Consider the following 23,959-nt stretch of genomic DNA (forward strand, 5'->3'; position numbering starts at 1 on the left):
TAGTGGGCGTTTTTTCAATTCGGACAAGGGAACATGTCAACGCTCAAACAAGAGTTGGGGCTCTGGCAGGGGATGGGGCTGCTTGCCACGTCGCTGCTCGGAACGGGGATCTTCGTGGTGCCGGCGACCGCCGCCTCCCTGGCTGGAGGGGCGTCCCTCTGGGCCTGGGTGCTGCTCATCGTGCTGGTGCTGCCCATCGCCTTCACCTTCGCTCGCCTCGGGCGCCGCTATCCCCATGCGGGCGGTGCCCCCCATCTGATCGGGCTGGCCTTTGGCAATGGGGCCGAGCGTTTCTCCGCCTTCCTGTTTCTGGCGGTGCTGCCGGTGGGGCTGCCCGCCGCCCTCACCATCGCTGCCGGCTTCTGGCACTCCCTGTTTGAACTCGGCAAGTGGACGCTGTGGGCCATCCAGCTGTTGACCCTGCTCGGGGTCTTCCTGCTCGGCCTGCGGGGGGCGCGCTCCTCCGGCAACCTGCAACTGCTCATTGCCCTGGCCATCTTGGGGCTGACCCTGCTCATCGGGATCAAGGGGGAGATCAGCTGGCGCGATGCGGCCCAGCCGTTGCCGAGTGCGCGCGAGTGGCCCGCCATGGGCACGGCGCTGGCGGTGATGTTCTGGTGCTTCGTGGGGCTCGAGGCCTTCGCCCACATGGGGGAGGAGTTCAAGCGGCCACAGCGGGATTACCCCATCGCGCTGCTTGGCGGCGTGCTGCTGGCGGGGCTCATCTACTGGATCCACTCCCTGGTGGTGCTCAAATATGGCCTGTACGGGGACGAGGCGAAGAACGCCACCGCCATCCCGGCCCTGCTCTCGCTGTTGTTCGGCCCCACCGCCAAGTGGCTGGTGGCCATACTGGGCTACCTATCCTGCTTTGCCAGCATCAATATCTATCTGCAGGGATTTGCACGGCTCATCTGGAGCATGGCCCGCGAGGGCAAGCTGCCCGCGTCTCTCTCCCGGTTGTCTGCCCGGGGGGCGCCCCTCAATGCCCTGTGCTGGGTGCTCGCCATCTGCCTCGTCTCCATTACCCTGATCCTCTGGCTCCAACTGCCGCTGGATGCCCTGATCCGCTACGCCAACGGCAACTTCGTGCTGGTCTACCTGCTCTGCATGGCGGCGGGCTGGCGCCTGCTTGGCGGCACGGGCAAGGGGCTGGCGGGGCTGAGCGTGCTGCTCTGCGCCCTGGTGCTGGTGGCGCTGGCCTCCGAGGTGCTCTATGCGGTGCTGCTGAGCGCCATCTATGGCCTCTTCTCTCTGTGGCGTCGTCATCGCCGCCGCGCCGTAGGCGGCTCTCCTTGCGCCATCAAATGAACCCGTCTCTGGATAAGAAAAGCCCCGCGAGTGCGGGGCTTTTTGCTAGTCATCGGTCGGGGATGGGGGCAGGTCACTGCGCAAGATGGCGTAGTGGCGCAGGGAGATGAAGCCATCCCCTGTGCATTCGCATTCCCGCGCCGTTCCCTCGTAGTGAAAACCGGCCCGCTCGAGCAGACGGGCGGAAGGGTGATTGGGCTCCTCAACCACCGCCAGCAGTCGGTGCAGGTCGGTGGTGCGGTAGGTCATCGGCAGCCAGAGCCCCAGCGCCGTGCTCATGATCCCCTTGCCCCAGTGTTCGGGATAGAGCCAGTAGCCGATCTCCGCCCGCTTGTGCGTCGGGTCCGCATCGTTGTAGCCGATGGCCCCCAGCGGTTCCCCCGCGTGCTTGCTGCAAATGAGGTGCCAGGCACCGCGCCCCGTGCGGGTGAGCTCGGCATACCATTCCATCTGCTCCTGACAGGCGGTCAGGCTGTCGTAACTGACACCGTAGTAGGCGACGACCCGCGGATCCGACAGGCCCCGATAAATGTGGGGCAGATCGGTATCGGTGACGGGATCCAGTCTGATCTCGCGCTGTGTGGTCATGGTGGTTCCTTGTGGCCCGCCGTGGCTTGCCGTTCGTGTAGGGTCGCTCGGGGATGGACGAGCTTGTTTGTCGATGACCGCGCTCATGACTCGATCAACCCGAGCAGGTCGGCAAGCCGCGTCAGTTCAGCTCGCCACTGTTGTTGCAGACGCGGGGTCTGGTGCTTGGGTTTGCGGGCCAGATCGGCGGCGAGCAGGGCATCGAGTTCATACCAGCGTGCCAGCAGCCCCTCTTCGCCATCTGCCGTGTCGGCCAGCCTGTTTGAGGTTTCCAGGGCGCCAGAGCCTGTTGTCACTGGCAATGGCTGGTTGCCCAGCAGTTCGGCATAGGCCCGCTCGGCGCTGTGAGCCTCCACTATCCGCCCCTCACTGATGAGCCAGAAGCGATTGCAACTGCGCTCGATGAGTTCCCGGTCGTGAGAGATCAGCAACACGCCCCCCGGGAAGGCGGCGATGGCGTCGGCCAGATCCTCCTTGCCTGCCAGATCCAGGTGGTTGGTGGGCTCGTCAAGCCAGAGCATGTGGTGGCTGCCGAGCGACAGGGCGAGAAACAACAGCCGCGCCCGCTCACCCCCGCTTAAGGTATCCACCTTCTGGCCGTGCCTGACATAGGGGAAGCCCGCCCGGATCAGCGCGTGGCGGCGGCTCGCCTCGGGCAGCGGGGCCAGCGGGTAGATCGCATCGCTTAAGGTGGCAACGTCGTCCAATTGCTGCAGGGACTGATCGTAGTAGGCGATGCTGGCATCGGGATGGCAGTACCAGCCTGTCTGCGGGCGCTGAGAGGCGAGCTCGGCCCAGCACTGGCGCAGCAGGGAAGATTTGCCGGTGCCGTTGGCGCCGAGCAGGGCGATCCTGTCACCGGCGCGCAGTCTGAGCTCCTCGGCCCGCAATAGCGGTGCCAAGCCGGGGGCCGGGGAGACATCGAGCGCCTCCAGCCGCAGCAGAGTATCGGCGGGCAGGCTCAGCCCGCGCAGCTCGAGTTGCCAGGGGGCCAGCGCGGCCACCCGGCTCTGCTCTTCCTGCAGGCGGGCGATGCGTTTTTCCATGGACTTGGCCTGGCGCACCAGTTTCTCGTTGTCATGCTCGCGCCCCCAGATGGCGAGGCGCTTGCTGCTGGCGCTCAGGCGGTCGATCTCTTTTTGCTCATCGGCCCGGCGCAGGCGGGCCTGCTCATCCTCGGCGGCCAGCGCCGTCCTGGCCTGGCTGCAGGGGAGGGCGAAACGATGCAGCTCCCCATCGCGCAGGATCAGGGTCTGCTCGGTGACCCGATCCAGCAGGCGACCATCGTGGGAGACGAGCACGAAGGCGCCGCGCCAGCCCAGCAGAAACTGCTCCAGCCAGAGCAGAGAGGGGAGATCCAGGTGATTGCTGGGTTCATCGAGCAGCAGCAGATTGGGCTGGCGCAGCAGGGCCCGGCCTATCTGCAGCCGGCTGTGCTGGCCGCCGCTCAGCGCACTGACCGGCAGCGCCGCCTGTTCATCCAGTTGCAGGTCGGTCAGCATCTTGCCCACCTGCCATTCGGCGGCGGGATCGTTGGCCAGCGCATCAAACAGCACGGCGCGGGTGCTGAGGGTCGAAAGCGCGGCGGGTAGCTGCTGCGCCACGAACTCACAGCGGCAGGCGCTGGCCTGCACGATCCGGCCGGCCTGGGGGACGCGTTCGCCAGCCAGCAGAGCCAGCAGGGTGCTCTTGCCGCAACCGTTGGCGCCGATCAGGCCCAGCCTGTCACCGGTACGGATGCTGAGTTCGAGGTTGTCAAATAACGGCAGGTGCCCTGCGCTCATCTGCAGGGAGTGGGTACTCATCAGGGTTGTCATGCTCTTGCTCTCTTAAATCGCGGGATCGAAGATCCCTGTCATCAGGAGCGCTGGCGACAACGGCAGAGTCGAGAAAGGTCTCGTGTAGGAAGGAGTCGGCTTTGCTCGAACCCGCTATCGCAGCGCGATGGAATGCAGGCAAGAGCACTCGAATGTGCCGAACAGGCGAGCCGAGAACATCGGACACGCTTGGATAACCATTTTTTACCTCCTTGTGTTTCGTTATGGCTGGGTGGAGCGATTATAAGCGCAGAAAAAATAACCGTCTATCGGGAGGAGGGAGACGCAGTGACAGCATCACGGGGATGCTGCGCGAATAAAATGGCGCCACAACAAAAACGCCCCGTGGTGCGGGGCGTCTGAAAACTGAGATGCGGGATCAGTCGCGGGGTGTCTTGAGGGCCTGGATGACATCATCGGTGGGAGCCAGCTCGTTGACATGGTTGAAGCTGTCGAGCCCTTGTCGCGGGTTGATGGTGAAGGCATCGGCGCTGATATAGCCGCCTGTCCCGGCACTCTCCACGATGACGATGAGCTCGGGCTGCTTGTCGCCGTTGAGATCCAATAGTTTCAGCTCCTTGATGCTGCCATCGCGCGGCAGTACCTTGCCGTCGATGAATTGATCCAGGGGGAATTCGGGGTTGGCGCCTGAGTAGAGGCGCACGTCATAGCTGCCGGTGGAGGCGGGTTCGCCGCGCCCCTCACTGACGATGAGCACCTGACCCGCAGGCAGCGTCAGTTGCTTAAAAAAACCGTCTGCCGCCTGGCTGGTCAGGGGCAGGGCGAGCAGTCCGAGAGTAATGAGTAAGGCTTTCATGGATGTGACCCTTGTTGCTGCTTGTGTTGTTGTGTCAGTGGCAGGGGACAAGCCCCTGCCGTGTCGTGGCCCTGATTACCAGATCTTGACCCGTTTGGCCGGGTCCAGATAGAGCTTGTCACCGGGCTGGATGTTGAATGCCTCGTAGAAGGCGGGAATGTTCGGCACTACCCCGTTGACCCGATATTCGGGCGGGGAGTGGGGATCCGAGGCGAGCAGCATCTGCATCAGCTCGGGTCTATACATGCCCTTCCACACCTGGGCCCAGCCGAGGAAGAATCGCTGTTCCCCGGTGAAGCCGTCCAGTACCGGAGCCTCCTTGCCATTCAGGGAGAGCAGATAGGCCTTGTGGGCGATGGTGAGGCCGCCGAGATCGCCGATGTTCTCCCCCAGGGTGAACTGGCCGTTGACGTACTGCCCCTTGATGGGTTCGAAGCGGTTGTACTGGGCCACCAGTCGGCTGGTGCGGAAGCGGAACTCCTTGAGATCATGGGGGGTCCACCAGTCGCGCATCACGCCGTCACCGTCGGATTTCGCCCCCTGATCGTCAAAGCCATGGCCCATCTCGTGGCCGATGACGCCGCCGATGGCACCGTAGTTCACCGCATCATCCGCCTGCATGTCGAAGAAGGGAGGTTGCAGTATGGCGGCCGGGAACACGATCTCGTTGTTGCTCGGGTTGTAGTAGGCGTTCACCGTCTGGGGTGACATGTGCCACTCGTTTCTGTCCACCGGCTTGCCGAGGCGCGCCAGGTTGTCGGCGTATTCGAAGGCGCGGGCCCGCTGCAGGTTGCCCACCAGATCGTCGGCACGGATACTGATGGCGCTGTAGTCCTTCCACTTGTCCGGGTAGCCTATCTTGGGTCTGAACTTGGCGAGCTTCTCCTTGGCCTGAGCCTTGGTGGCTGGCGACATCCAGTCCAGCTCCTCGATGCTCTGGCCGTAGGCGGTGCGCAGGTTCTCCACCAGCTGCTCCATGCGTTCCTTGGCCGCAGGCGGGAAGTAGTGCTCCACATAGAGCTTGCCCACCGCCTCGCCCAGGTGATCGTCCAGTACCCCGAGGGCCCGCTCCCAGGGGGCGCGTTGCTTGGGTGTCCCGCTTAAGGTGGTGCCGAAGAAGGCAAAGTTCTGGGCATCGGTCTGGCTGTCGAGGTAGGGGGCGTAATCGGTGATGAGGTGCCACTTGAGGTAAGCCTGCCAGTCCGCCAGCGGGGTCTGGCGCATCAGGCCGTCGAGGGCACTGAGATAGCTTGGCTGGCCGATAACCAGGCTCTGCTGACCCGCGAGGCCGGCTTCACCGAGGTAGGCATCCCAAGGGATGCTGGGGGCGAGGCGCCCCAGTTCGCTCACCGGCCCCTTGTTGTAGTTCTTCTCCCTGTCCCGCAGGGCTACGTTGTCCCACTGGATCCTGGCTATCCGGGTTTCGAGGGCCAGCACCCGCTTGGCCTTGGCAGCGGCGTCCGGCTCGCCGAAGCGGCCGAGCATGCCGGCGATGTGTTGCTCGTATTTTTTGAGCAGCGCCTGGCTCGCGGCATCCGTCTTGAGGTAGTAGTCCCGGTCCGGCAGGCTGAGGCCGGCCTGGTAGAGATAGACGGCGTAGCTGTCCGGCGCCTTGGCGTCGGCGTCTATCCAGAAGCCGAAGGGGGCACCGCCGCCGCTGCGGCCGCTCTGGGCGAAGGCGCGAGCCAGCGCCTGCTGGTCGCCGATCCGGTCGATGTCGGCAAGCAGGGGCAGCAGGGGCGTCGTGCCTTTGGCATTTCGGGTCTGCTGGTCCAGATAGCTGTGGTAGAGATCGCGGATCTGCTGGGCCTCAGAGCCCGCGGTCGCCTTGGCATCCAGCCCTTCCACCAGCACCCGCACATCGGCGAGGGACTTGTCCCGGAGCATGTAGAAGGCGCCGTCGGCGGGCCTGTCGTCGGGGATCTTGGCGGTGCCGAGCCAGTGACCGTTCACGTAGCGGAAGAAGTCGTCACCGGGTTTGACAGAGGTATCCATGTTGGCCAGCGCGAGGCCGGAGTGCTTGTTGCTGACGTCCGGCGCCTGACTGCAGCCTGCCAGCAGGGCCAGTCCGATGAGGCCGGCCAATATGCTTTTCTTATTGTTCATTGTTTGATTCCAATTCGGGTTATTCAGCTTCCCTGCCCAGAGTCGGGAGGAATCTCACTCTAGCAGCCGGGTTAGCGCTTGATAAGTCCGACTCTGCTAAGATCGGCCCGACCATTTTGGGGAAGCCAATGATTTCTCGTATCTATTCTCGCTTTTGTCAGACTCTGCCCGCGCCCGAAGGTTCCAGCGGTTTGCTGGTGGCCTTCAGCGGCGGGCTCGACTCCACCGTGCTGCTGGTGCTGGCTGTGCGCTATGCCAGGGAGCAAGGGCTGCCGGTGCGGGCCCTGCACGTCCATCACGGCCTGAGCCCCCATGCGAACGACTGGGTGCGCCACTGTGAAGGGGTGTGTCAGCAACTGGCGGTACCCCTCATGGTCGAGCGGGTGCAACTGGTCAGGGGCAACGGCGAGAGCCTGGAGGCCCAGGCCCGTACGGCGCGCTACGCCCGTCTCGCCGCCCGACTGGAGGAGGGGGGGTGGTTGCTCAGCGCCCATCATCAGGACGATCAGCTGGAGACCCTGCTGCTGGCCCTCAAGCGTGGGGCCGGCCTGCGAGGCTTGGCGGGCATGGTGCCGAGCCAGTCCTTTGCGGGTGGCCTGTTGCTGCGTCCCCTGCTGGACGTGAGCCGGGCCGAGCTGGCGGAGTGCGCCGCCACCCTGCCGTATGGCTGGGTGGAAGATGAGAGCAATCAGGACACGGAGTACGATCGCAACTTCCTGCGCCAGCAACTGATCCCCCAACTCAAGGCGCGCTGGCCCGCCATGGCCCAGACGGCGGCGCGCAGCATGGCCATCTGCGCCGAGCAGGAGGCGTTAATCGACGAGCTGGCGCAGGCGGACTGGCAACAGGCGGCAGAGGGGGAGGGACTGCGCATCACCCCGCTACAGGGGTTGTCTCAGGCCAGGCGCAATAACCTGCTGCGTTACTGGATCCGCCGCCAGGGGGGAGAGATGCCGGCGCGGGATCTGCTCGCCCTGCTCTGGCTGGAGGTGGCGCTGGCGCGGGAGGATGCCAACCCGCGCCTCTCGTTGAAGCAGATGGAGTGTCGCCGTTACCAGGGCGTCCTCCATCTGGTCAGGCCCGAACTGGCCCCTCGCCACGAGATGCTCCCCCTGACGGTGGGGGAGACGCTGTCATTGCCGGATGGGCTGGGACTCTGCAGCCTGCGACCCCAGGCTGCCAGTGACGCTGAGGGGGAGAGACTGCGAGCACCGCGAGCGGACGAGCCGCTGTCGGTGCGCTTCCAGGTGGCGGCGGGCAGCATGCTCAAGCCAGTGGGTCGCGGGGGCAGTCGGCGTTTGAAAAAACTGTTGCAGGAGTATGGGGTACCCTCCTGGCAACGGGGGCGCATTCCCATCCTCTACTACGGCGAGCAGGTGGCAGCGGTGGGGGATCTTTTCATCTGTGACGGTTTTCTGGCGACCGATGGGGGCCTTGCCTGGCATTGGCAAGCCAGGATCCTGCCCGACAATGCATAGGGGCTTGGGCGGGTTTTCAGATAGGCAGCGGGCGGGCTGACCGTCGGCATGCTCCCTCGATACTGACGAAACCGCTATTGGTGATGCCTGCCTGCGAGCGTAGAGGAAGACATACGCACGCGCCTTCTTGCGGGCGTGGAGTCGGGTAGCCGCCTCCATCAAATCAGTCGGTGATGCCGGCCTTCTTGCGGGCATAGAGGTGAGCATCCGCCGCCTCATACAGGCTCTGCACATCCAGCCCCGAGTGCCAGCTGGCAGCCCCCAGACTGCATCCTACCGCGAAGGCGCTGAGCTCCTTGTGACTGTGCAGCACGTGCTGCAAACGCAGCCAGACCGGGCGCCAGGCTTCGGGATCGGCAGGCTGCAGCAAGAGGGCGAACTCGTCCCCCCCGAGACGAAACGCCTGATCCGTGCTGCGAATGCAGCCTTGCAGCAGTTGGGCGAAGCGACTCAGCACCAGATCCCCCACCGGATGACCCCAGGTGTCGTTGATCAACTTGAAGCGATCGAGATCCAGCAGCACCAGAACCAGGCCGTGGGGCTCGCGGCAGTGCTGCTCCACCGCCCGACCTATCACCTCGTCGAAATAGGAGCGATTGCCAAGCCCGGTCAGGTGATCGAGGCGTACCTGTTGCTCCAGTGCGTCGAGACGCAGATAGAGGGGCAAGGGGAGGGAGAGCAGTTGGTGACACTGACGCAGCTGGCGTTGCTGCTCCCCGCTGATGGGACGTTCCAGCTCGTATTGCAGCAGGCAGAGGCGCTGCTCGTGCTGGCCGCGCAGCTCGAAGCGATAGCTGTGCAGCGTCTGGCCAGCCCGCGGAGGATGGGAGATGAGGGCGCGAGACTGGCCGCAATCGACATGCAGGCTGTGGATGGGGACAAGGGTTGCCGCCCGCTCGGCAAAAACTGTCAGCAGGGCGTCAAGATCCCGTTGCGCCAGCAGCAGGTCGATCAGCTGATGGTTGTCCATGACAGAGGGCGGTTGAAGCCGCTCCAACCGCTGTACCCACTGCTCGACACCCTGTCCGAAGCCATTCAATGACGATGTGTTTTCCACGCTGCAACCCTTGAACATCCTATTTGCATGCCCTTTTCTAGCAATCCCTGTGCCGAAAATATGTCCGATGGGAAAAAGTCGGCTGGCTAGGCTTAACGAAGCACAGGGGGAGTAAAAACGGAGGATGGACGTCGCCCGGCTGGCGGCGGGATCCTTGGAGAAAGGCGCTGGCCGCCGGGATCCCCGCCGGGGACAAGGGGATTGTCCGCCTCCCGTCCGGGTGTCCGTACTCGGGGCGTCAAGAGGTCGCGCGTTGTGCTGCCTGGGTATTGGTTGGTAGATAGAATGGAGGCCTGAGTGTATGCAGACCTGCTGATCCTGCTGTTTTTCGCCGTCCTGCTGGTGGCGCTGTTTCGGCGTCTCGGCCAGCCGGTGATCCTCGCCTATCTGTTCGCCGGCATGTTGCTCGGCCCCCATGGCGCCGCCATCATCACGGGTCAGGCCATGATGCAGACCATAGGGGAGCTGGGCATCGTCTTTTTGATGTTCTCCCTCGGCCTCGAGTTCTCGCTGCCCAAGCTGGTCGCCATGCGCAAGCTGGTGCTCGGGGTCGGCGGCCTGCAGGTGCTCTTCACGACGACGCTCTTCTTCGCACTGGCCTGGTGGTGGGGGCTGACCCTGTCCCAGGCGTTGGTAGTGGCGGGAACGCTGGCGCTCTCTTCCACCGCCGTGGTGATCAAGCAGCTCGGGGAGCTAAAACAACTGCACACCCGGCGTGCCCAGCTCGGGGTGAGCGTGCTCTTGTTCCAGGATCTCGCCGTGGTGCCGCTGCTGGTGATGATCCCCATCCTCGCCCAGCCGGAGGTGCAGGGCAGCGCCCTGTTGGCGGAGATCGCCTGGGCCTCGTTGAAGGGCCTGCTCGCTCTCTTCACCCTGCTGGCGGTGGGCAAGTGGCTGCTGCCGCTGGTGTTTCACGAGGTGGCGCGGGCCCGCTCCGACGAGCTGTTCGTGCTCTGCGCCCTGCTGGTGGCACTGCTGGCGGCCTCCCTCACCCAGTGGATGGGGCTCTCCATGGCGCTTGGCGCCTTCCTGGCGGGCATGATGCTGGGCGAGTCCCACTATCGCCATCAGCTGGAGGTGGACATCAAGCCGTTTCGGGACATCTTGATGGGTCTCTTCTTCATCACCATCGGCATGACCATGGACTGGTTGCTGGTGGCCGCTGCCTGGTGGCAGGTTGCGCTGAGTGTGCTCGGCCTCATCCTGTTCAAGTCCCTGCTGGTCTTGCTGGCGGGTCGGCTGATGGGGGAGCGCAAACGGGACGCCATGGCGGCGGGCATCATGCTGAGCCAGGTCGGGGAGTTTGGCTTCGTGCTGCTGGCGCTGGCGAGCCACCACGGCCTGCTCGGCCACGGGCAGGTCTCCTTGCTCATCGGGATCGGGGTTTGCTCCATTGCCCTGACCCCCTGGCTGGTGCAAAAGGCGCAAGGGCTGGCCCACAGTTTTACCGACACTGTCCTGCTCTCGCGCGCCGAAGTCGCCATCTCGGGCCTTGGCAAGCATCAGCACGTCATCATCGCCGGGTTTGGTCGCACCGGCCAGACCTGTGCCCGCTTCCTGAAACTCGAGGAGCTGCCCTTCCTCGCACTGGATCTCGACCCCGAGCGGGTGAGCGAGGCCAAGCTTGCGGGGGAGCAGGTGGCATTCGGGGATGCCAGTCGTCGGGACATCTTGCTGGCGGCCGGGCTCATGCGGGCGCGGCTGGTGATCATCACCTTCGATGATCGCAAGCGGGTCGATGCCATGCTGACCCTGATCCGGGAGCTGGCGAGCGGAGTCAAGGTGCTGGTGCGCACCCGGGATGACAGCTTCCTCGAACACTACAAGCAGGCGGGGGCCTTCGAGGTGATCCCGGAGTCCCAGGAGGGGGCCCTGATGCTGGTCTCTCACCTGCTGGTCAACTGCGACATCCCTATCGGCCGGGTGATCCGGCGCATGGAGCATGAGCGCAGCAGCCAGTATCGCTTCCTGCACGGCTTCTACTGGGGGGATCAGAGCGCCAGCGACCTGGAGACGGATCAGCTGCTGGAGCGTCTGCATCCGGTATTGCTGCACGATCAGGCCTGGGCGGTGGGACGCAGTCTGGGAGAGCTCTCTCTGGTGGAGGTGAGGGTCAAGGCCATCCATCGCGGGGATCTGAGCCTGGAGCCCAGAGCCGAGCTCAGGCTGGCGGCAGGGGACAGGCTGGTGCTGTTTGGCAACGCGGTGGCCATGGAGCAGGCCGAGCAGCGCCTGCTGGAGGGACGCTAGAGGAGGCCCCTCAAGCCTCCTCTCGCGCCGGCTCTTCGATGTCCAGGAAGGCCTCGATCCGCTGGCGCTCGTTCAGGGCATCCTGATAGCCAAGCTGGATCAACTGCTGACAATAACCCGGATAGAACATCAGGAAGCTGGCCAGGCTGCTGCTCTCGTGGCCATTTACGCCGAGCACCCGCAGCAGGCGGCGCAATTGGGTCGGCAACTTGTGCAGATAGTCGAGGGCGACAAGATCCAGATCCTGGCTCGGGCGGATGACGCAGGTCTCCACCTGACGCAGCTTGAGGCGATTGCGCTCCCGCTCAGGAATGAGGGAGAGGGTCTGGTTGATGCGCCCGAGCCGCTCCAGATCCGAGTTGAGGGTGTCGGAGAAGACGGTGTTGAGCAGATGGCCCGCGATGTTGGAGCTGGTCAGATGGCCCTGACGGGGCGCCTGATTGATCTGGCCCGGACTGTCGAGGGTCACCAGCAGGATCCGCTCCGCCCCCAGATGGATGGCAGGGCTCAGCGGGCTCAGCTGGTGGATGGAACCATCCCCGTAGAAACGCTCGCCGATGCGGGTGGCCGGGAAGACGAAGGGCAGGGCGGCGGAGGCGAGCAGGTGATCCGAGGTGAGCAGGGTACGCAGGCCGCGCCGTCTGGCCCGCTCCCAGGGTTGATGCTCTGCGCGGCCCTGGAAGAAGGTGGTGGAGAGGCCGTCATCGTAGTCAGAGGCGGTGATGGCGATGGCCTCCAGGCTGCCGTAGAGGATGTTGTCATCGATGCGGTGATAGTCGATGACCTGCTCCAGCAGGCGGCGCAATGGGGCGTTGTCAAACAGGTGGAAGGCGCGGTTGTTGTCCGCGCTGATGAGACCGGCAGACCCCTGGTAGAGGGTGCGCCACAGCAGCTGGCAGGGGTGGAAGTCGAAGATGTGGTGGGTCTCGAAGCGGCGCCAGACCCACTCCAGCTTGCGCACCCCCAGATGGAAACAGGAGGCGTAGCAGGCCAGTGCCGTGACGTTGAGGGCACCCGCCGAGGTGCCGCACAGGATGGGGAAGGGGATGCCGATGTTGCGGGGGTAGAGCTCGGCCACCGCCTTGAGGACACCCACCTGATAGGCGGCGCGAGCACCACCACCGGTCAACAGAAGAGCTGTGTTGGGTCTGGCCATGGGATTGCGCCTTATCGTTGCCACCGCACGATTTAACTATAAGACGCTGTATCAAATATAAAAATGGGCCGACATATCATTTTTTACGACAGGGCTGACGGCCCATTGCCGGGCCGGGACCAGCCCTAGGCGCGGGCCTGGCTCAGCTCGTCAAAGGCTGCAAACACCGGGGGACTGGCGAGGATGCGGCCATGGCCGAGCCCCCGGGTGCTCACCAGCCGGCAGTGCCCGTCCTCGGCCGCCCGCAGCGAATCCCCATGGGGGGCGAACCTGTCCTCCTCGTCGTGGACGATGAGAGCAACCCCGTCGCGATCGGCCAGCCTGCCCATGGGATCCACGGTGCTGAGAGGGTGCTGGTACTCAAGTTCTATCTCCTTGACCACCGCATCAAACAGCCGGATGGAGTAACCGGAGCGGGCCACCATGCCGTAGAGCTGGGGCACGTAATCGAGCACAGGGGAGATGAGCAGCAGCGGCAGGGGGTCGAGGGCCGGGTGGCGGCTTGCCAGCGTGACGGCGCCCCCCATGCTGTGGGTGATGACCCCCTCGATGGGGCCGAAGCGTTCGATCAGCTCATCGAAGGCGCGCACGAAGCGGGGCAGATGGCCGGTGTGGCCCTCGCTCTGGCCGTGGGCGGGATGATCGTAGGCCAGGGCGGTGAACCCCTGGGCGGCGATGTGGCTCATCAGGGGGTAGAACTGGCTGGCGCTGCCGGACCAGCCGTGCATCAGCAGCCAGACCGGACCCTGACCGAGGCGGTAGCTCATCAGGGTGCCCTCGCTGGTGTGCACTGCTTGTTGCACCAGGCCATTTGGGGCCGTGGCATCGCGACCGGCCCGCTGCGGGGTGAGCAGCAGCTTGCTGGCGGTACGGCGGGCGTGAGCGGGAGCCAGCACGTGGTGCAAGCGGGTGCCCAGCCCCAGCAACAGCTTGCTCGGGCTGAAGCGGCGGGTGTTGAAGTAGATTTTGCTGCTCATGGTCATCCTGTGGTTTTTATGTGCGAACGGTCGTGCTTTTTGTGGGTTTTTAAAAACTAGCGCCAGCTCATCAGCAGATTTTCCACCTCGGGCCAGAAGTGGCTGGCGGGATCCTGACACAAATCCAGGGCATTGAACACCTGATCCCCGAGATAGAGGCCATAGAGCCGGTAGACGGCACGCCAGGGATCGAGATCCGCGCGCCACTCACCGCAGGCTTGACCCTGTACCACCTGGCGGGCCAGGTAGTCGAGCCAGAAGCGTACCAGCTGGCGGGCCGCCTGTTGAACGGCTCCCTCCTGGGCCGAGGTCCAGGCGTCGAGGAACATGCAGCGGCCTGCGAAGCTTTGGTTCCAGGCGAGCCAAGCCTGCAACAGGGCCACCAGCTTGCTCTGCTGGGTCTGATGGTGCTGACGGCGCACCGGCTGGATCACCCGCTCCCTGAATACCTCGGCGGAGTAGGTGAGCACGGCGATCTGCAGGTTGTCCCTGGACTGGAAGTGGGCGAACAGGCCGCTCTTTGACATCTCGCAGGCACTGGCCAGCGACCCTATGGTCAGGCTCTCCAGCCCTTGCAGGCTGGCTTGCTCGAAGGCGGTCTGCAAAATGTTTTCCCGGGTCAGTCGGCCCTTGCTCATGATCTCTCCTCGCTGTCGCTGGCAGCATAAAGTACGACCGTACTATTTGTCGAGCGGAGGAATCCAGGTCATGGACCCGGTCAGTCTCAGTCGTCCTTGATCCCCAACTGCTGCAATGCGATGACCGCCTGGGTGCGATTCTTGACCCCGAGCTTCCTGAAGATGGCGGTGATATGGGCCTTGATGGTGGCCTCGGAGACGTTGAGCTCCCAGGCGATCTGCTTGTTGAGGCTGCCGTCTCGCAACATGATCAGCACCTTGTACTGCTGGGGCGTGAGGCTGGCGAGCCTGCTGGCGAGATCGGAGCCGTCGACGGGCTCGGGCTGCAGGGAGATCCCCTCCGGCACCCAGTTATCGCCACCGATCACCGTATTGAGGGCGCTGACCAGCTCCTTCATGGGCACGGACTTGGGGATGAAACCGAGGGCACCGAGGCGCAGCACCTGGTTGATGATGGCGGGATCCTCGGAGGCGGAGACCACCACCACGGGCAGATCCGGGTATTGGCCGCGCAGATAGGCGAGTCCCTCGAAACCATTGGCCCCCGGCATCTTGAGATCGAGCAGCAACAGATCCACCTCGGGGTGATCCCCCAGCAGGTGGGTCAGGCTGTCGATGGAGTCGGCTTCCAGCAGTTGGGCATCGTCGATGGCCAGGTGCACCGCTTGATAGAGTGCGCCCCGAAACAGGGGGTGGTCATCTGCGATGCAGATGGTAAATTGGCTGTCCATTGCTCACATCATGGCTAACTGTTTGTTTTGAAAAATCAAACTAGCACCCTGCCCATATGGGGTCAAACCCGCATACGCGCAAATGTGAGACGACCGTGAGATGTCGTGCCCGCGGGGCGCACGCGCTCATCCATAACCCAAGCAGGAGGCAAACATGGGATCCCTGGTTTTGACGGTAGGTACGGGTTCCACCTGGGCGATGCGCGCGTCCATGGTGCTCGGTCTGAGCGGACTGGCCTGGCAGGAGCAGGTGTTCGATCTGGAAGACGCCAGGGAGGTGGCGCGGCTGAAGCGGGTCTCGCCGACCGGGCTGGTGCCCTGGCTCGATGACGGTGAGCTGCGCATTCACGACTCCCTCGCCATCGCCGAGTACCTGCATGAACGCTGTCCAGAACGCCCCCTCTATCCGGTGAGCGTGGCCGAGCGGGCTCTGGCCCGCAGCCTGTGCGCCGAGCTGCATGCGGGCTTTGGCCAGATCCGCAGCCGCCTGCCGTTTTTCCTGGGAGCGCCAACCCAGAGTGAACCACCGGTGGAGGTGCTCGTCGAGCTGGCCCGGCTGCAGACCATCTGGTCCCAGGCGAGGGGTGACTTCTACTTTGGCGAGGCGGGGATCATCGATGCCTTCTATGCGGTGATGGCCTATCGGTTGGCGAGCTACGGCATCGGGCTGCCCGGCCAGGCCGGTACCTATCAGCAGGCCCTGCTGGCCTGGCCCCTGTGGCAGGAGACCTTGGTCAAGGCGCGGCTGCAATGGCCTGCAAAATCCCGCCAATCGTTGTGATGGCAGCATAAAAAAGGGGAGCCGATGGCTCCCCTTTTTTCATGGTTGCGAGTGTCGACTATTTGGCCCGGCCCGCGAAGAGCACCACCACCTTGTCGGCCCCTTTTTCGCGCACGAAGCTGTAGGGGGCATCCGAGATCTTCTTGTGGCTGCCTGCCGCAACCGCCGGGTGGGCAGCGCGGAACTGACCGAGGCGCTGCCAGTGCTTGACCAGCTCCGCCTTGTCGCCGCTCGCCAGCTCCTGCCAGTTCATGTCGGAGCGCAGGGCCTGATCGAACACGCCTCCATCCTTGGCCAGCCCGCGACCGGACTCATCCCCGTAGTAGAGCTGGATGCCGCCCGGCAGCAGCATGAAGCTGCTGGCGACCCGCCGCTGCAACGGCACGTCCTGATAGTCGCCGAAGAACAGTTTGGTGTCGTGGGAGCTGATGTAGCTCAGCACGTTGAACTCCGGATCCTGATTGATGCGGCTGGCGTAGCTGGCGTAGGTGGGCTCGGCGCCTGCCAGGCACTGGGCCTGGGGCAGGGCGAACTCGCGCTGATAGTCAAAGTTGATCAGGGAATCGAAGCCGTTCTGGTACCAGAAGTCCTTGGAGACCCCGTGATCCCACACTTCCCCCACCATGTAGAAGGGCAGATTGTCGAGGGCCTTGGTGGGGTTGGCCGCCTTCCACTCTTGAAGGGCCGCCGTGCCTGCCTGCTTGAGTTTGGCCCAGACCGCCGGCTCCAGGTGCTTGACGGTATCGGCCCGGAAGCCGTCGATGCCAAAGCGGCGCACCCAGTCGGTGTGCCAGGCGATGAGGTAGTCGCTCACGCTGGCATCGGGCAGCGCCTTGGCGCCGGTGTCTTTTTTGGCCGCCAGCAGCGGCGGCAGCCCCACCGGCCTGGTCGACTCGGTCAGGAAGTCCGGCAGGCCCGCCACCGTGCCCGTCACATCGTCTGTACCGGGTTGGGGATAGCCGGGCAGACCGGCCCGCACCCAGTCCGGGCCCCACCACTTGTTCCAGTCATTCGATTGATAGTCGATGAACTGGTTGTAGCCATGCCAGTTGAGGCCGCCGCTCGGGCGCCAGTCGTTCCAGCGGGCGGGGAGTTTGCCGGTGTTCTGGGCAAGGTCGGTGAGGCCGAGATCCTGCAAGTCCGCCAGGGTGGCATAACCGGCGTGGTTCATCACCACGTCGAGGATGATGCGCATGCCACGCTTGTGAGCCTCATCCACCAGCGTCCTGAGGCTCTCCTCGTCGCCATAGTTGGGGTCGATTTTGGTGAAGTCCAGCGCCCAGTAGCCGTGGTAGGCGTAGAAGGGGAAGTTGCCCTGCTCGCCGCCGCCGATGAAGCCGTGTACCTGCTCCACCATGGGGGTGATCCAGATGGCGTTCATGCCGAGGCTCTTGATGTAGTCGAGCTTCTCGGTCAACCCCTTGAAGTCGCCGCCGTGCCAGGTGGCGACCTCATCCTGGCCATCCTTCTGGCGGCCGAAGCTGTGATCATTGCTGGGATCCCCGTTGTGGAAGCGGTCGGTCAGCAGGAAATAGACGCTGGCCTGATCCCAGTTGAAGGGTTCGGCCTTGGCCGCCGCCACCGGTTCGAGCAGCAGCAAACCGCCGCTCTCGGCGCTCGGGGTCAGGGTGAGCTTGCCACCCTTGACCACGGCCTCCTGTTTTGAATACGCATCCCGCAACCGGGTGCCATCGGGCCAGACCCCTTTCAATGAGACAGTGACCGGGCTGCCGTCCCAGGCGATGCAGGGCTCCTCCGGTGGCTGACGCTTGAATTCGCTCTTCTTGGTGGCTCTGAGCACCTTGAGGCTGGGGGTATCCGGGTTGAAGGTGAACTCGTAGTCTCCCGCCAGCATGACCCGCAGGGTGAAGCTGTTCTCCTTGGCGCACTTGTCCATGGGTTGGGCGGTGCCAAAGGGGAGCGCTTTGTTTTCGCTCGGGCCAAAGCTGGTGCCGCAACTGTTGGCGGCATCGCCGATGCGGATCTGGTGGCTGCCCTTGTCGAGCTTGTGGGTCAGGCTGACGGCACCCTTGTCCAGCGCCAGTTCCCCGGCGACCGGCTTGCCATCCACATAGAGCTGCACTGGTGAAGCCGCCAGAGCCTGACTGGCAAACAGGGGGGCAGCCAGCAGGGCGAGCCAGAGGGGCGAGGGGCGAGGGGCGAGACGCATAAGCCATTCCTTGAGCTGAGAGTGAGCGAATGAAATTCCGTTGAGCGCTCATTCTAGGGGGCCGAGGGGAGGGGCTGGATCGGGAAAATCCCGATTTGTGAGGTGAGTTCAAATGGTTACGTTTTCAAGCTCGGGAAACTGTGATGCCTGCCCAAAGATGGCAGCCATAAAAAATGCCGGTCCATGGACCGGCATTGTTTGAGCAAGGTTTTCGTCAGACGGTAAAGAACTTGAAGTTGACGAAGGCCACCGCGATGAAGGAGGCGACCATGCCGCTGACGCAGAGTACCGCCGGGCGCAGGGCGGGCCAGCGGTGGGTCAGCAAGATGATGGCCAGCAGGGTCGGGTAGAGACCGAACATGTAGCGGGGCATGGCGTTGAGCCCGGTCATCAGCGGTATGGTGCAGCAGATGAACATCAGGGTCGCCTCGGCCCAGCGCTTCTGGCTGAACAGGTAGAGGTTCAGACACCAGCCGAAGATCACCATGATGGAGAGGTAGGCCTTGCGACCACCGAGCTCGAACCCGCTCAGCCACCAGTCCAGCGGGCTGTCCATGTAGCGGCCCCAGGCCACCTGGATGTGCTTGAAGGCGAAGGCATCCCCGGTAAGGTGATACAGGAAGACCATGTAGGAGAAGAGGCCAAGCGGGATGAGCCAGATGCTGAACACCACCTTGAAGGCCCGCTCGGTGAAGCGGAAGAATTCGCGCCAGCCATAGGCCTGCAGTGCCAGGATCAGCACCGGGAACACCATCATCACCCCGAGGTTGCGGGTGCTGGAGATGAAGATGCCGATGACGCCGACCAGCAGCCACTGCTCACGGTAGGCGAACAGGAACATGAGCAGCATGAAGAGCATGAACATGGACTCGCCGTACCCGGAGACGAAGTAGGCGGAGAAGGGGGAGAAGGCCAGCAGCCAGACCCCGAAACGGGCGGTATCATCCCCCAGCTTGAGCTGGCGCAGCACCAGCAGCATGGCCGGCAGGGAGAAGAAGAAGGCGATGTTGGTCACCAGCATCAGGCCGATCAGGCTCTCGACGTTGAGCAGGTTGGAGAGACCACCGGACAGCATGGGGTAGAGGGGCATGAAGGCCCAGTTCGCCGCATTGCCCTTGCTGAGCCAGCGAGGGTAGAGGTCGTAGCCGTTTTCGATGATGCGCTGGAACCAGACGCAGTCGAACTGGCAGTAAGCCTGCAGCGGACCTATGCCGGGGGCGCCGTAGAGCTGGACGCCGAAGTAGCCCATGCCGTAGAGGGCGGCCCGGCTCAGTACGAAGGCGGCGATGATGATCAGCCAGTCGCGGCTGCTGATGGCCAGGGACGGACGATAGGGTCCCGCGGCGGCGGGAACGGGTGTTGTCATGTCATTCATCAGGCAAATACCCAGACGCGAGAGAGAAGGTAGGTGAGTATGGTCACGGCCAGGGTGGCGATGACCACGGGCAGCAGGCCGGAGAGGCCGGCAAACAGCAGGCCGCTCAGGAGCAGGTTGCGCACCGCCAGGGAGAAGAGCGCCACCAGCAGGAACTTGCCGGCCGCCCCTTGCTTCTGGAAGGTGATGTAGCGATGGCCGAAGAAGGAGAACCAGAAGGCCACCCCGAAGGCGAGGGTGGTCACCAGGTGTTCGGAAATATCCGGCCAGTTGTGAAACAGCGCGAACGAGGTGCCCAGATCGACGAGGGTAGCCCCCCCGCCGACGAAACCGAAGCGAACCAGACGCCAGAATTCCTCACGGGAGATCATTGAGGCGTCGGCTCCTGCTTGTCCTGCTGCTCGGCGCCATCCTGTGGTTTGCCTGCATCCGCTTGTTTGTCTTTGGCGTACTGGCCGTAGATGCCCTCGATGAGGTAGACAGGGCGCTGCTTCACCTCGACGAACATGCGGCCAATGTATTCGCCGATGATGCCAAGGGAGAGCAGCTGGATGCCGCCGAGGAACAGCATCACCGACATCAGGGAGGCGTAACCGGGGACGTCGATGCCGAAGAACAGCACCTGGGCCAGGATCTTGAGGATGTAGAGGAAGGCGATGAAGGAGACACCGACCCCCACATAGCTCCATACCCGCAGGGGCCAGCTGGAGAAGCTCATCAGGCCATCGAGGGCGAAGTTCCACAGTTTCCAGTAGTTGAACTTGGTCTCACCGGCGTGGCGGGCAGGGCGCTCATAGGGCACGCCCACGGCGCGAAAACCGGCCCAGGCAAACAGTCCCTTCATGAAGCGGTTGCGCTCCGGCAGCAGCTTGAGGGCCTCGACCACCTTGCGGTCGATCAGCCGGAAGTCACCGGCGTTCTCCGGCAGCTTGGTGCTGGTGGAGAGCGCATTGAAGAAACGGTAGAAGCCGCCGGCGGTGAGGCGTTTCATCGGGGTGTCGGCGCTGCGATCCACCCGGATGCCGTAGACGGTGTCATAGCCACCGGTCTGCCACAGCTTGACGAATTCCAGAATGAGGGCGGGGGGGTCTTGCAGATCCACGTCCATGGGGACGATGGCATCGCCCTTGGCCTCGTGCAGGCCAGCGGTCATGGCGGCTTCTTTGCCGAAGTTGCGGGCCAGGTTGACCAGGGTAACGCGGGGGTCGCGAGCGATGGCCTGTTCGACCACCTCGCGGGTACGATCGCGGCTGCCATCGTTGACGAAGACAATTTCAATCTGGTCTTTGAGCGGGGCCAGTTCGTCATCTATCGCGCTGATGAAGGCGTCTATGCTCTCTTCCTCGTTATAAACGGGCACGACCAGAGAGAGTCGAAAATCGGCATGCGACATGGGAACTTCCTTATTAGAAAATCACGTTTAACGGCTGATTTTTAGATTTTTGTCTTCACTGTGCCACGGTCAGGCGCACGGACTGCACGTTGAGCGGCGTCGGGGCAGACAGAGCCAGGAAATTGGGGCGCTTGGGATCGGCGGTCAGGGAGTTCCCCGGCAGGCTGAGCCGGATCTCGTTGATGCCCGCCTTGGCCAGTTTGACCGTGGTGGTGAAATCGTGGCCCAGGGCCACCTTGAGCAAGGCCCCCGCTTCCGGGCTGTTGATCCGCGCCTGGATGGTGAGTTGCTCCGGTTGCGCCTGCTGCTTGGGCAGGACGAAATAGAGGCCGCCCTGACCACTGAGTTCGGTCCCTTCGGCGCTCGGTTTCTTGGCCCAGCCTTCGCTTGAGAGGAAGCGGCTCGGCTTGGTCAGGTTGAGTTCGTTGCCCGGCTGGTAGGTCATGCTGGAATTGTGCTCCCAGAAGCGGGTCTTGCCTTCCAGGTAATAGAGCTTGTAAGCCAGGCTCACATTGGGGTGAGCGGCCAGATAGAGGGTATAAAGATAAAAGCCACTCAGTGCCATGATGGCTGCCAGAAAACCGAACTTTTTGTAGGTCATATTACTCACTCGACGCCTGACGGATGGGTAGGCAGATTTCGCGCATATGCTAATCCAATTGCAAAAAAAGCATAGTGGATCACAAAAATATATTTGCTCACATATTAACCCCGATAACCCTGCTCGCCAAATACCATTAGGGAAACGGATGGCACCTCTCTCTTCGCCCTCTGCTCATGTCATGCCGGGGGCTTACATGGCTGAGAGATTATCAGTCAACTGACTGATTTTGCTCATTGCTGTGGCAGGAACTGTCGTCATTTGACCGCCGCAGCGCTAAGATAGCGCGCTTCGTCGTCAAGGATGACTCATGAGACTGCCCCTCCTTTGTCTGCTCTGTTGTCTGCCGGTTTCATTCCCGTGGGCGCAATCCCTCTGTTCTTCCCCCCTGCGGGTCGGTTTCGATGACTGGCCCCCCTTACCACTATTATCACCAGCAGGGTGGCAAGCGGCAGTTGCGCGGCTTTGCGGTGGAGTATCTCAATGCCATCGCCACCAGGCTGGGCTGTCGCCTGACCTATGTGGAGCGTCCCTGGAAGCGGGTGTTGCAGGATCTGGAGCAGGGCCGGCTGGACATCGCCATGGAGGCTTACTTCTATGAGGACAGGGCCCGCCATGCCTGGTTCTCCAAGGCCTACAACCCTGGGCGTACCCGGCTCTGGGTCCGCAGTGCCGACATGGATGACACACCGGATCTGAGGCGCTGGCTGGCCAAGGGGCATCAGCTCGGAGTCACCAAGGAGTTCTACTACGGGAGCGGGGTGACCGCCCTGCTGCAGGATTACCGGCATCAGGTGAGCGCCGTCAATGATGCGCAAAACTATCGCAAGTTGCAGCTTCGGCGGATTGATGGGTTTCTCGGGGATAGCCTGGCGACCCCCTGGGGTCTGAAGAGAGAGGGGCTGGAGAAGGGCACCCGTCCTCACGGGATGTCGGTTTATGAGATGCCGACCTATTTCATGCTGAGCAAGCAGACCCTGTCGGCTGATTTCGTGGCGAGATTTGATCAGGCGCTTGGCGACGTCAGCCAGAGTGCGGAGCATGGGCAGATATGGCGCCGCTACGCCCTGGCCCGTTAGCATCAGGTTGTCGCCCGCTGGCAAAGTCACTGCCATTCACGCATCATGGGTGCCTGACCGCGGCGCCTGACAGGCCAAATTGAACCGATTTGAGGTAAGCATGGGGAAGAAGCATTGGCTGGCATTGGCAAATCTTATCTGGCTCGGCTGCTGGCCGGCGGGGATGGCCCATGCCAACACGGAACAGGTCGTGGTGGCCAGCCCCGGCATTCAGCACGACTGGTATCAGGATAGCGAGGCCGAGCAGGCACGCCAGGAGCTGGAGAGCCAGCTGCAGGAGGCGGTGCTTGCCCAGTTGCATCCGGATTTCTACCGGCTCTGGCAGCAGTTGCAGAAGACCCCGAGCGACAAGCGCGGTGCCCTCTACGATGAGATCTTTGCCAAGCTGGCTCGCTTCCAGCAGGCCTGGCGCGCCATGGATCTGGTCGCCCGTGAGCAGATGCAGACCCAGAAGCTCAATTTGAACAAGCCCCTGACCGACGCGCCCGAAGGCGACAATCTGCTGGACCGGGTCAAACAGCTCAGACCCCAGGTAGCCGAGTACGACGCGGTGCGTGAAGAGGTGCGCAAGTTGCTGGCCATGCCCATGGCCAGGCAGTGGCCCAGCCTCGACATACCGACCCTGCGTGCAGGGGAGAGCTCGACCGAGCTTGGCCAGATCCGCGCCATCCTCAATGCGCTGGGGGATGGTGCCCCGAGCGATGATGAAGTCATCTACGACGACGCAACCGAAGCCGCCATCAAGCAGTTCCAGCGCCGCCACGGCCTGACCGCTGACGGCATCATCGGTCGCCAGACCCGCTCCTGGCTCAATACCGGGCCCCAGGTGCGCGCCAGCCTGCTGTTGCGCAACCTCTGGCGCCGGGATCTGGTGGATCACCTTGCCAACCGCTACGTGCTGGTAAATATCCCGGATTACCGCCTGAGCGTGGTGGAGTCCGGCAACGAGGTGTTCACCAGCCGAGTCATCGTCGGCAAGGAGCAGCGGGCCACCCCCATTCTCGCAAGCGAGATCCGCTCCATCGTCCTCAATCCCGCCTGGCACGTGCCACGCTCCATTCTGAGCAAGGACATACTGCCGAAACTTGGACGGGATCCGGCTTATCTGGATCGGGAGCAGTTCGAGGTGATCGACGGTGAGGGCAATCCGGTGCAGTTCAGCGAGGATGGCTGGCACCATGCGCTGGCCTCCGGCTTCCCCTATCGCTTGCGGCAAAAGCCCGGCGATCACAACGCCCTCGGTCGCTACAAGTTCTATCTGCCGAACAACGATGCCATCTACCTGCACTCGACGCCGCGCAAGTCCCTGTTCGAGCAGGGGGCGCGCGCCTTCAGCTCGGGTTGCATCCGGGTGGAGCATGCGGACGATCTGGCGGAGCTGCTGCTGACCGATTCCCGCTATCAGCCGGACAAGGTTGCCAATATCTTGAAGGATACCCAGACCAAATGGCTGCCCCTGACCACCCCGATCCCGGTGTTTACCGTCTACTGGAGCAGCTGGATCGACGACGAGGGGCGCCAGCAACTGCGCAACGACATCTACGGATTTGATCGAGTCAGCTTCCAGAGCCGGCTGTTGTGATCTCAGCCACAGAGTGAAAAGCCCGGCCAGTGCCGGGCTTTTTCATGGCCGA

The 23,959-nt window shown here is 63.3% G+C and carries 20 protein-coding genes; 6 read left to right on the plus strand and 14 right to left on the minus strand.

The annotated features are described in order from the left end of the window. Window positions 1-33 precede the first annotated feature (33 nt). Window positions 34-1,311, plus strand: a complete 1,278-nt coding sequence (gene yjeH, locus ACW5W7_RS06445; RefSeq protein WP_456501151.1) for an L-methionine/branched-chain amino acid transporter — start codon at window positions 34-36, stop codon at window positions 1,309-1,311. 45 nt (window positions 1,312-1,356) lie between these two features. Here yjeH and ACW5W7_RS06450 read toward each other — a convergent pair whose 3' ends face one another. The 4 genes from ACW5W7_RS06450 to ACW5W7_RS06465 all read right to left on the minus strand — a co-directional run bounded on the left by ACW5W7_RS06450 (window position 1,357) and on the right by ACW5W7_RS06465 (window position 6,639). Then, window positions 1,357-1,899 (minus strand): GNAT family N-acetyltransferase, encoded by a 543-nt coding sequence (locus ACW5W7_RS06450; protein WP_456501152.1) that lies wholly within the window; start codon window positions 1,897-1,899, stop codon window positions 1,357-1,359. A gap of 83 nt (window positions 1,900-1,982) precedes the next feature. Beyond that, window positions 1,983-3,716 carry an ABC-F family ATP-binding cassette domain-containing protein gene (locus ACW5W7_RS06455; protein WP_456501153.1) on the minus strand — a complete coding sequence of 578 codons (1,734 nt, stop codon included), beginning with the start codon at window positions 3,714-3,716 and terminating at the stop codon, window positions 1,983-1,985. Between the two features lie 379 nt (window positions 3,717-4,095). Then, window positions 4,096-4,533, minus strand: coding sequence for a PliI family lysozyme inhibitor of I-type lysozyme (locus ACW5W7_RS06460; RefSeq protein ID WP_456501154.1), 438 nt, complete (start codon window positions 4,531-4,533; stop codon window positions 4,096-4,098). 75 nt (window positions 4,534-4,608) lie between these two features. Further along, window positions 4,609-6,639 (minus strand): M13 family metallopeptidase, encoded by a 2,031-nt coding sequence (locus tag ACW5W7_RS06465; RefSeq protein WP_456501155.1) that lies wholly within the window; start codon window positions 6,637-6,639, stop codon window positions 4,609-4,611. Between the two features lie 128 nt (window positions 6,640-6,767). Here ACW5W7_RS06465 and tilS point away from each other — a divergent pair, with 128 nt between their 5' ends. Then, complete coding sequence (gene tilS / locus ACW5W7_RS06470; protein WP_456501156.1) at window positions 6,768-8,117, plus strand: tRNA lysidine(34) synthetase TilS; 1,350 nt, start codon at window positions 6,768-6,770, stop codon at window positions 8,115-8,117. 163 nt (window positions 8,118-8,280) lie between these two features. On the opposite strand, the gene ACW5W7_RS06475 is transcribed toward tilS, so the two are convergent. After that, the gene (locus tag ACW5W7_RS06475) at window positions 8,281-9,192 is read right to left on the minus strand and encodes a GGDEF domain-containing protein (RefSeq protein WP_456501157.1); all 912 of its coding nucleotides are present in this window, start codon (window positions 9,190-9,192) and stop codon (window positions 8,281-8,283) included. A gap of 279 nt (window positions 9,193-9,471) precedes the next feature. On the opposite strand from ACW5W7_RS06475, the gene ACW5W7_RS06480 reads away from it, so the two are divergent. After that, entirely contained in the window at window positions 9,472-11,424 is a 1,953-nt protein-coding gene (locus ACW5W7_RS06480) for a cation:proton antiporter domain-containing protein (protein ID WP_456501158.1), read from the plus strand. A gap of 10 nt (window positions 11,425-11,434) precedes the next feature. Here ACW5W7_RS06480 and ACW5W7_RS06485 read toward each other — a convergent pair whose 3' ends face one another. The 4 genes from ACW5W7_RS06485 to ACW5W7_RS06500 all read right to left on the minus strand — a co-directional run bounded on the left by ACW5W7_RS06485 (window position 11,435) and on the right by ACW5W7_RS06500 (window position 14,926). Next, window positions 11,435-12,580 (minus strand): patatin-like phospholipase family protein, encoded by a 1,146-nt coding sequence (locus ACW5W7_RS06485; protein WP_456501159.1) that lies wholly within the window; start codon window positions 12,578-12,580, stop codon window positions 11,435-11,437. A gap of 125 nt (window positions 12,581-12,705) precedes the next feature. Beyond that, window positions 12,706-13,557, minus strand: coding sequence for an alpha/beta hydrolase (locus ACW5W7_RS06490; RefSeq protein WP_456501160.1), 852 nt, complete (start codon window positions 13,555-13,557; stop codon window positions 12,706-12,708). A 56-nt stretch (window positions 13,558-13,613) separates the two neighbouring features. Next, window positions 13,614-14,195 carry a TetR/AcrR family transcriptional regulator gene (locus ACW5W7_RS06495; RefSeq protein WP_456501161.1) on the minus strand — a complete coding sequence of 194 codons (582 nt, stop codon included), beginning with the start codon at window positions 14,193-14,195 and terminating at the stop codon, window positions 13,614-13,616. 86 nt (window positions 14,196-14,281) lie between these two features. After that, on the minus strand, window positions 14,282-14,926 hold the full coding sequence (locus ACW5W7_RS06500) for a response regulator transcription factor (protein WP_349921393.1): 645 nt from the start codon (window positions 14,924-14,926) through the stop codon (window positions 14,282-14,284). Window positions 14,927-15,080: 154 nt separating this feature from the next. Here ACW5W7_RS06500 and ACW5W7_RS06505 point away from each other — a divergent pair, with 154 nt between their 5' ends. Further along, a complete protein-coding gene (locus tag ACW5W7_RS06505; protein WP_456501162.1) occupies window positions 15,081-15,707 on the plus strand; it encodes a glutathione S-transferase in 627 nt (208 codons plus the stop codon). A gap of 58 nt (window positions 15,708-15,765) precedes the next feature. Here ACW5W7_RS06505 and ACW5W7_RS06510 read toward each other — a convergent pair whose 3' ends face one another. The 5 genes from ACW5W7_RS06510 to ACW5W7_RS06530 all read right to left on the minus strand — a co-directional run bounded on the left by ACW5W7_RS06510 (window position 15,766) and on the right by ACW5W7_RS06530 (window position 21,246). Beyond that, on the minus strand, window positions 15,766-17,877 hold the full coding sequence (locus ACW5W7_RS06510) for an alpha-amylase (RefSeq protein ID WP_456501163.1): 2,112 nt from the start codon (window positions 17,875-17,877) through the stop codon (window positions 15,766-15,768). A gap of 214 nt (window positions 17,878-18,091) precedes the next feature. Next, the gene (locus ACW5W7_RS06515; RefSeq protein ID WP_456501164.1) at window positions 18,092-19,252 is read right to left on the minus strand and encodes a hypothetical protein; all 1,161 of its coding nucleotides are present in this window, start codon (window positions 19,250-19,252) and stop codon (window positions 18,092-18,094) included. Next, complete coding sequence (locus ACW5W7_RS06520) at window positions 19,252-19,623, minus strand: GtrA family protein (protein ID WP_349921397.1); 372 nt, start codon at window positions 19,621-19,623, stop codon at window positions 19,252-19,254. Before ACW5W7_RS06520 ends, ACW5W7_RS06515 begins: the two co-directional genes overlap by 1 nt. Beyond that, the gene (locus ACW5W7_RS06525; protein WP_456501165.1) at window positions 19,620-20,645 is read right to left on the minus strand and encodes a glycosyltransferase family 2 protein; all 1,026 of its coding nucleotides are present in this window, start codon (window positions 20,643-20,645) and stop codon (window positions 19,620-19,622) included. Before ACW5W7_RS06525 ends, ACW5W7_RS06520 begins: the two co-directional genes overlap by 4 nt. A gap of 55 nt (window positions 20,646-20,700) precedes the next feature. Continuing rightward, entirely contained in the window at window positions 20,701-21,246 is a 546-nt protein-coding gene (locus ACW5W7_RS06530; protein WP_456501166.1) for a hypothetical protein, read from the minus strand. A 404-nt stretch (window positions 21,247-21,650) separates the two neighbouring features. On the opposite strand from ACW5W7_RS06530, the gene ACW5W7_RS06535 reads away from it, so the two are divergent. After that, window positions 21,651-22,325, plus strand: coding sequence for a substrate-binding periplasmic protein (locus ACW5W7_RS06535; RefSeq protein ID WP_456501167.1), 675 nt, complete (start codon window positions 21,651-21,653; stop codon window positions 22,323-22,325). 100 nt (window positions 22,326-22,425) lie between these two features. Further along, window positions 22,426-23,907: a L,D-transpeptidase family protein gene (locus ACW5W7_RS06540; protein ID WP_456501168.1), complete on the plus strand. Its 1,482-nt coding sequence runs from the start codon at window positions 22,426-22,428 to the stop codon at window positions 23,905-23,907. The last annotated feature ends 52 nt before the right edge of the window (window positions 23,908-23,959 follow it).

It is taken from the genome of Aeromonas intestinalis (assembly GCF_054052485.1).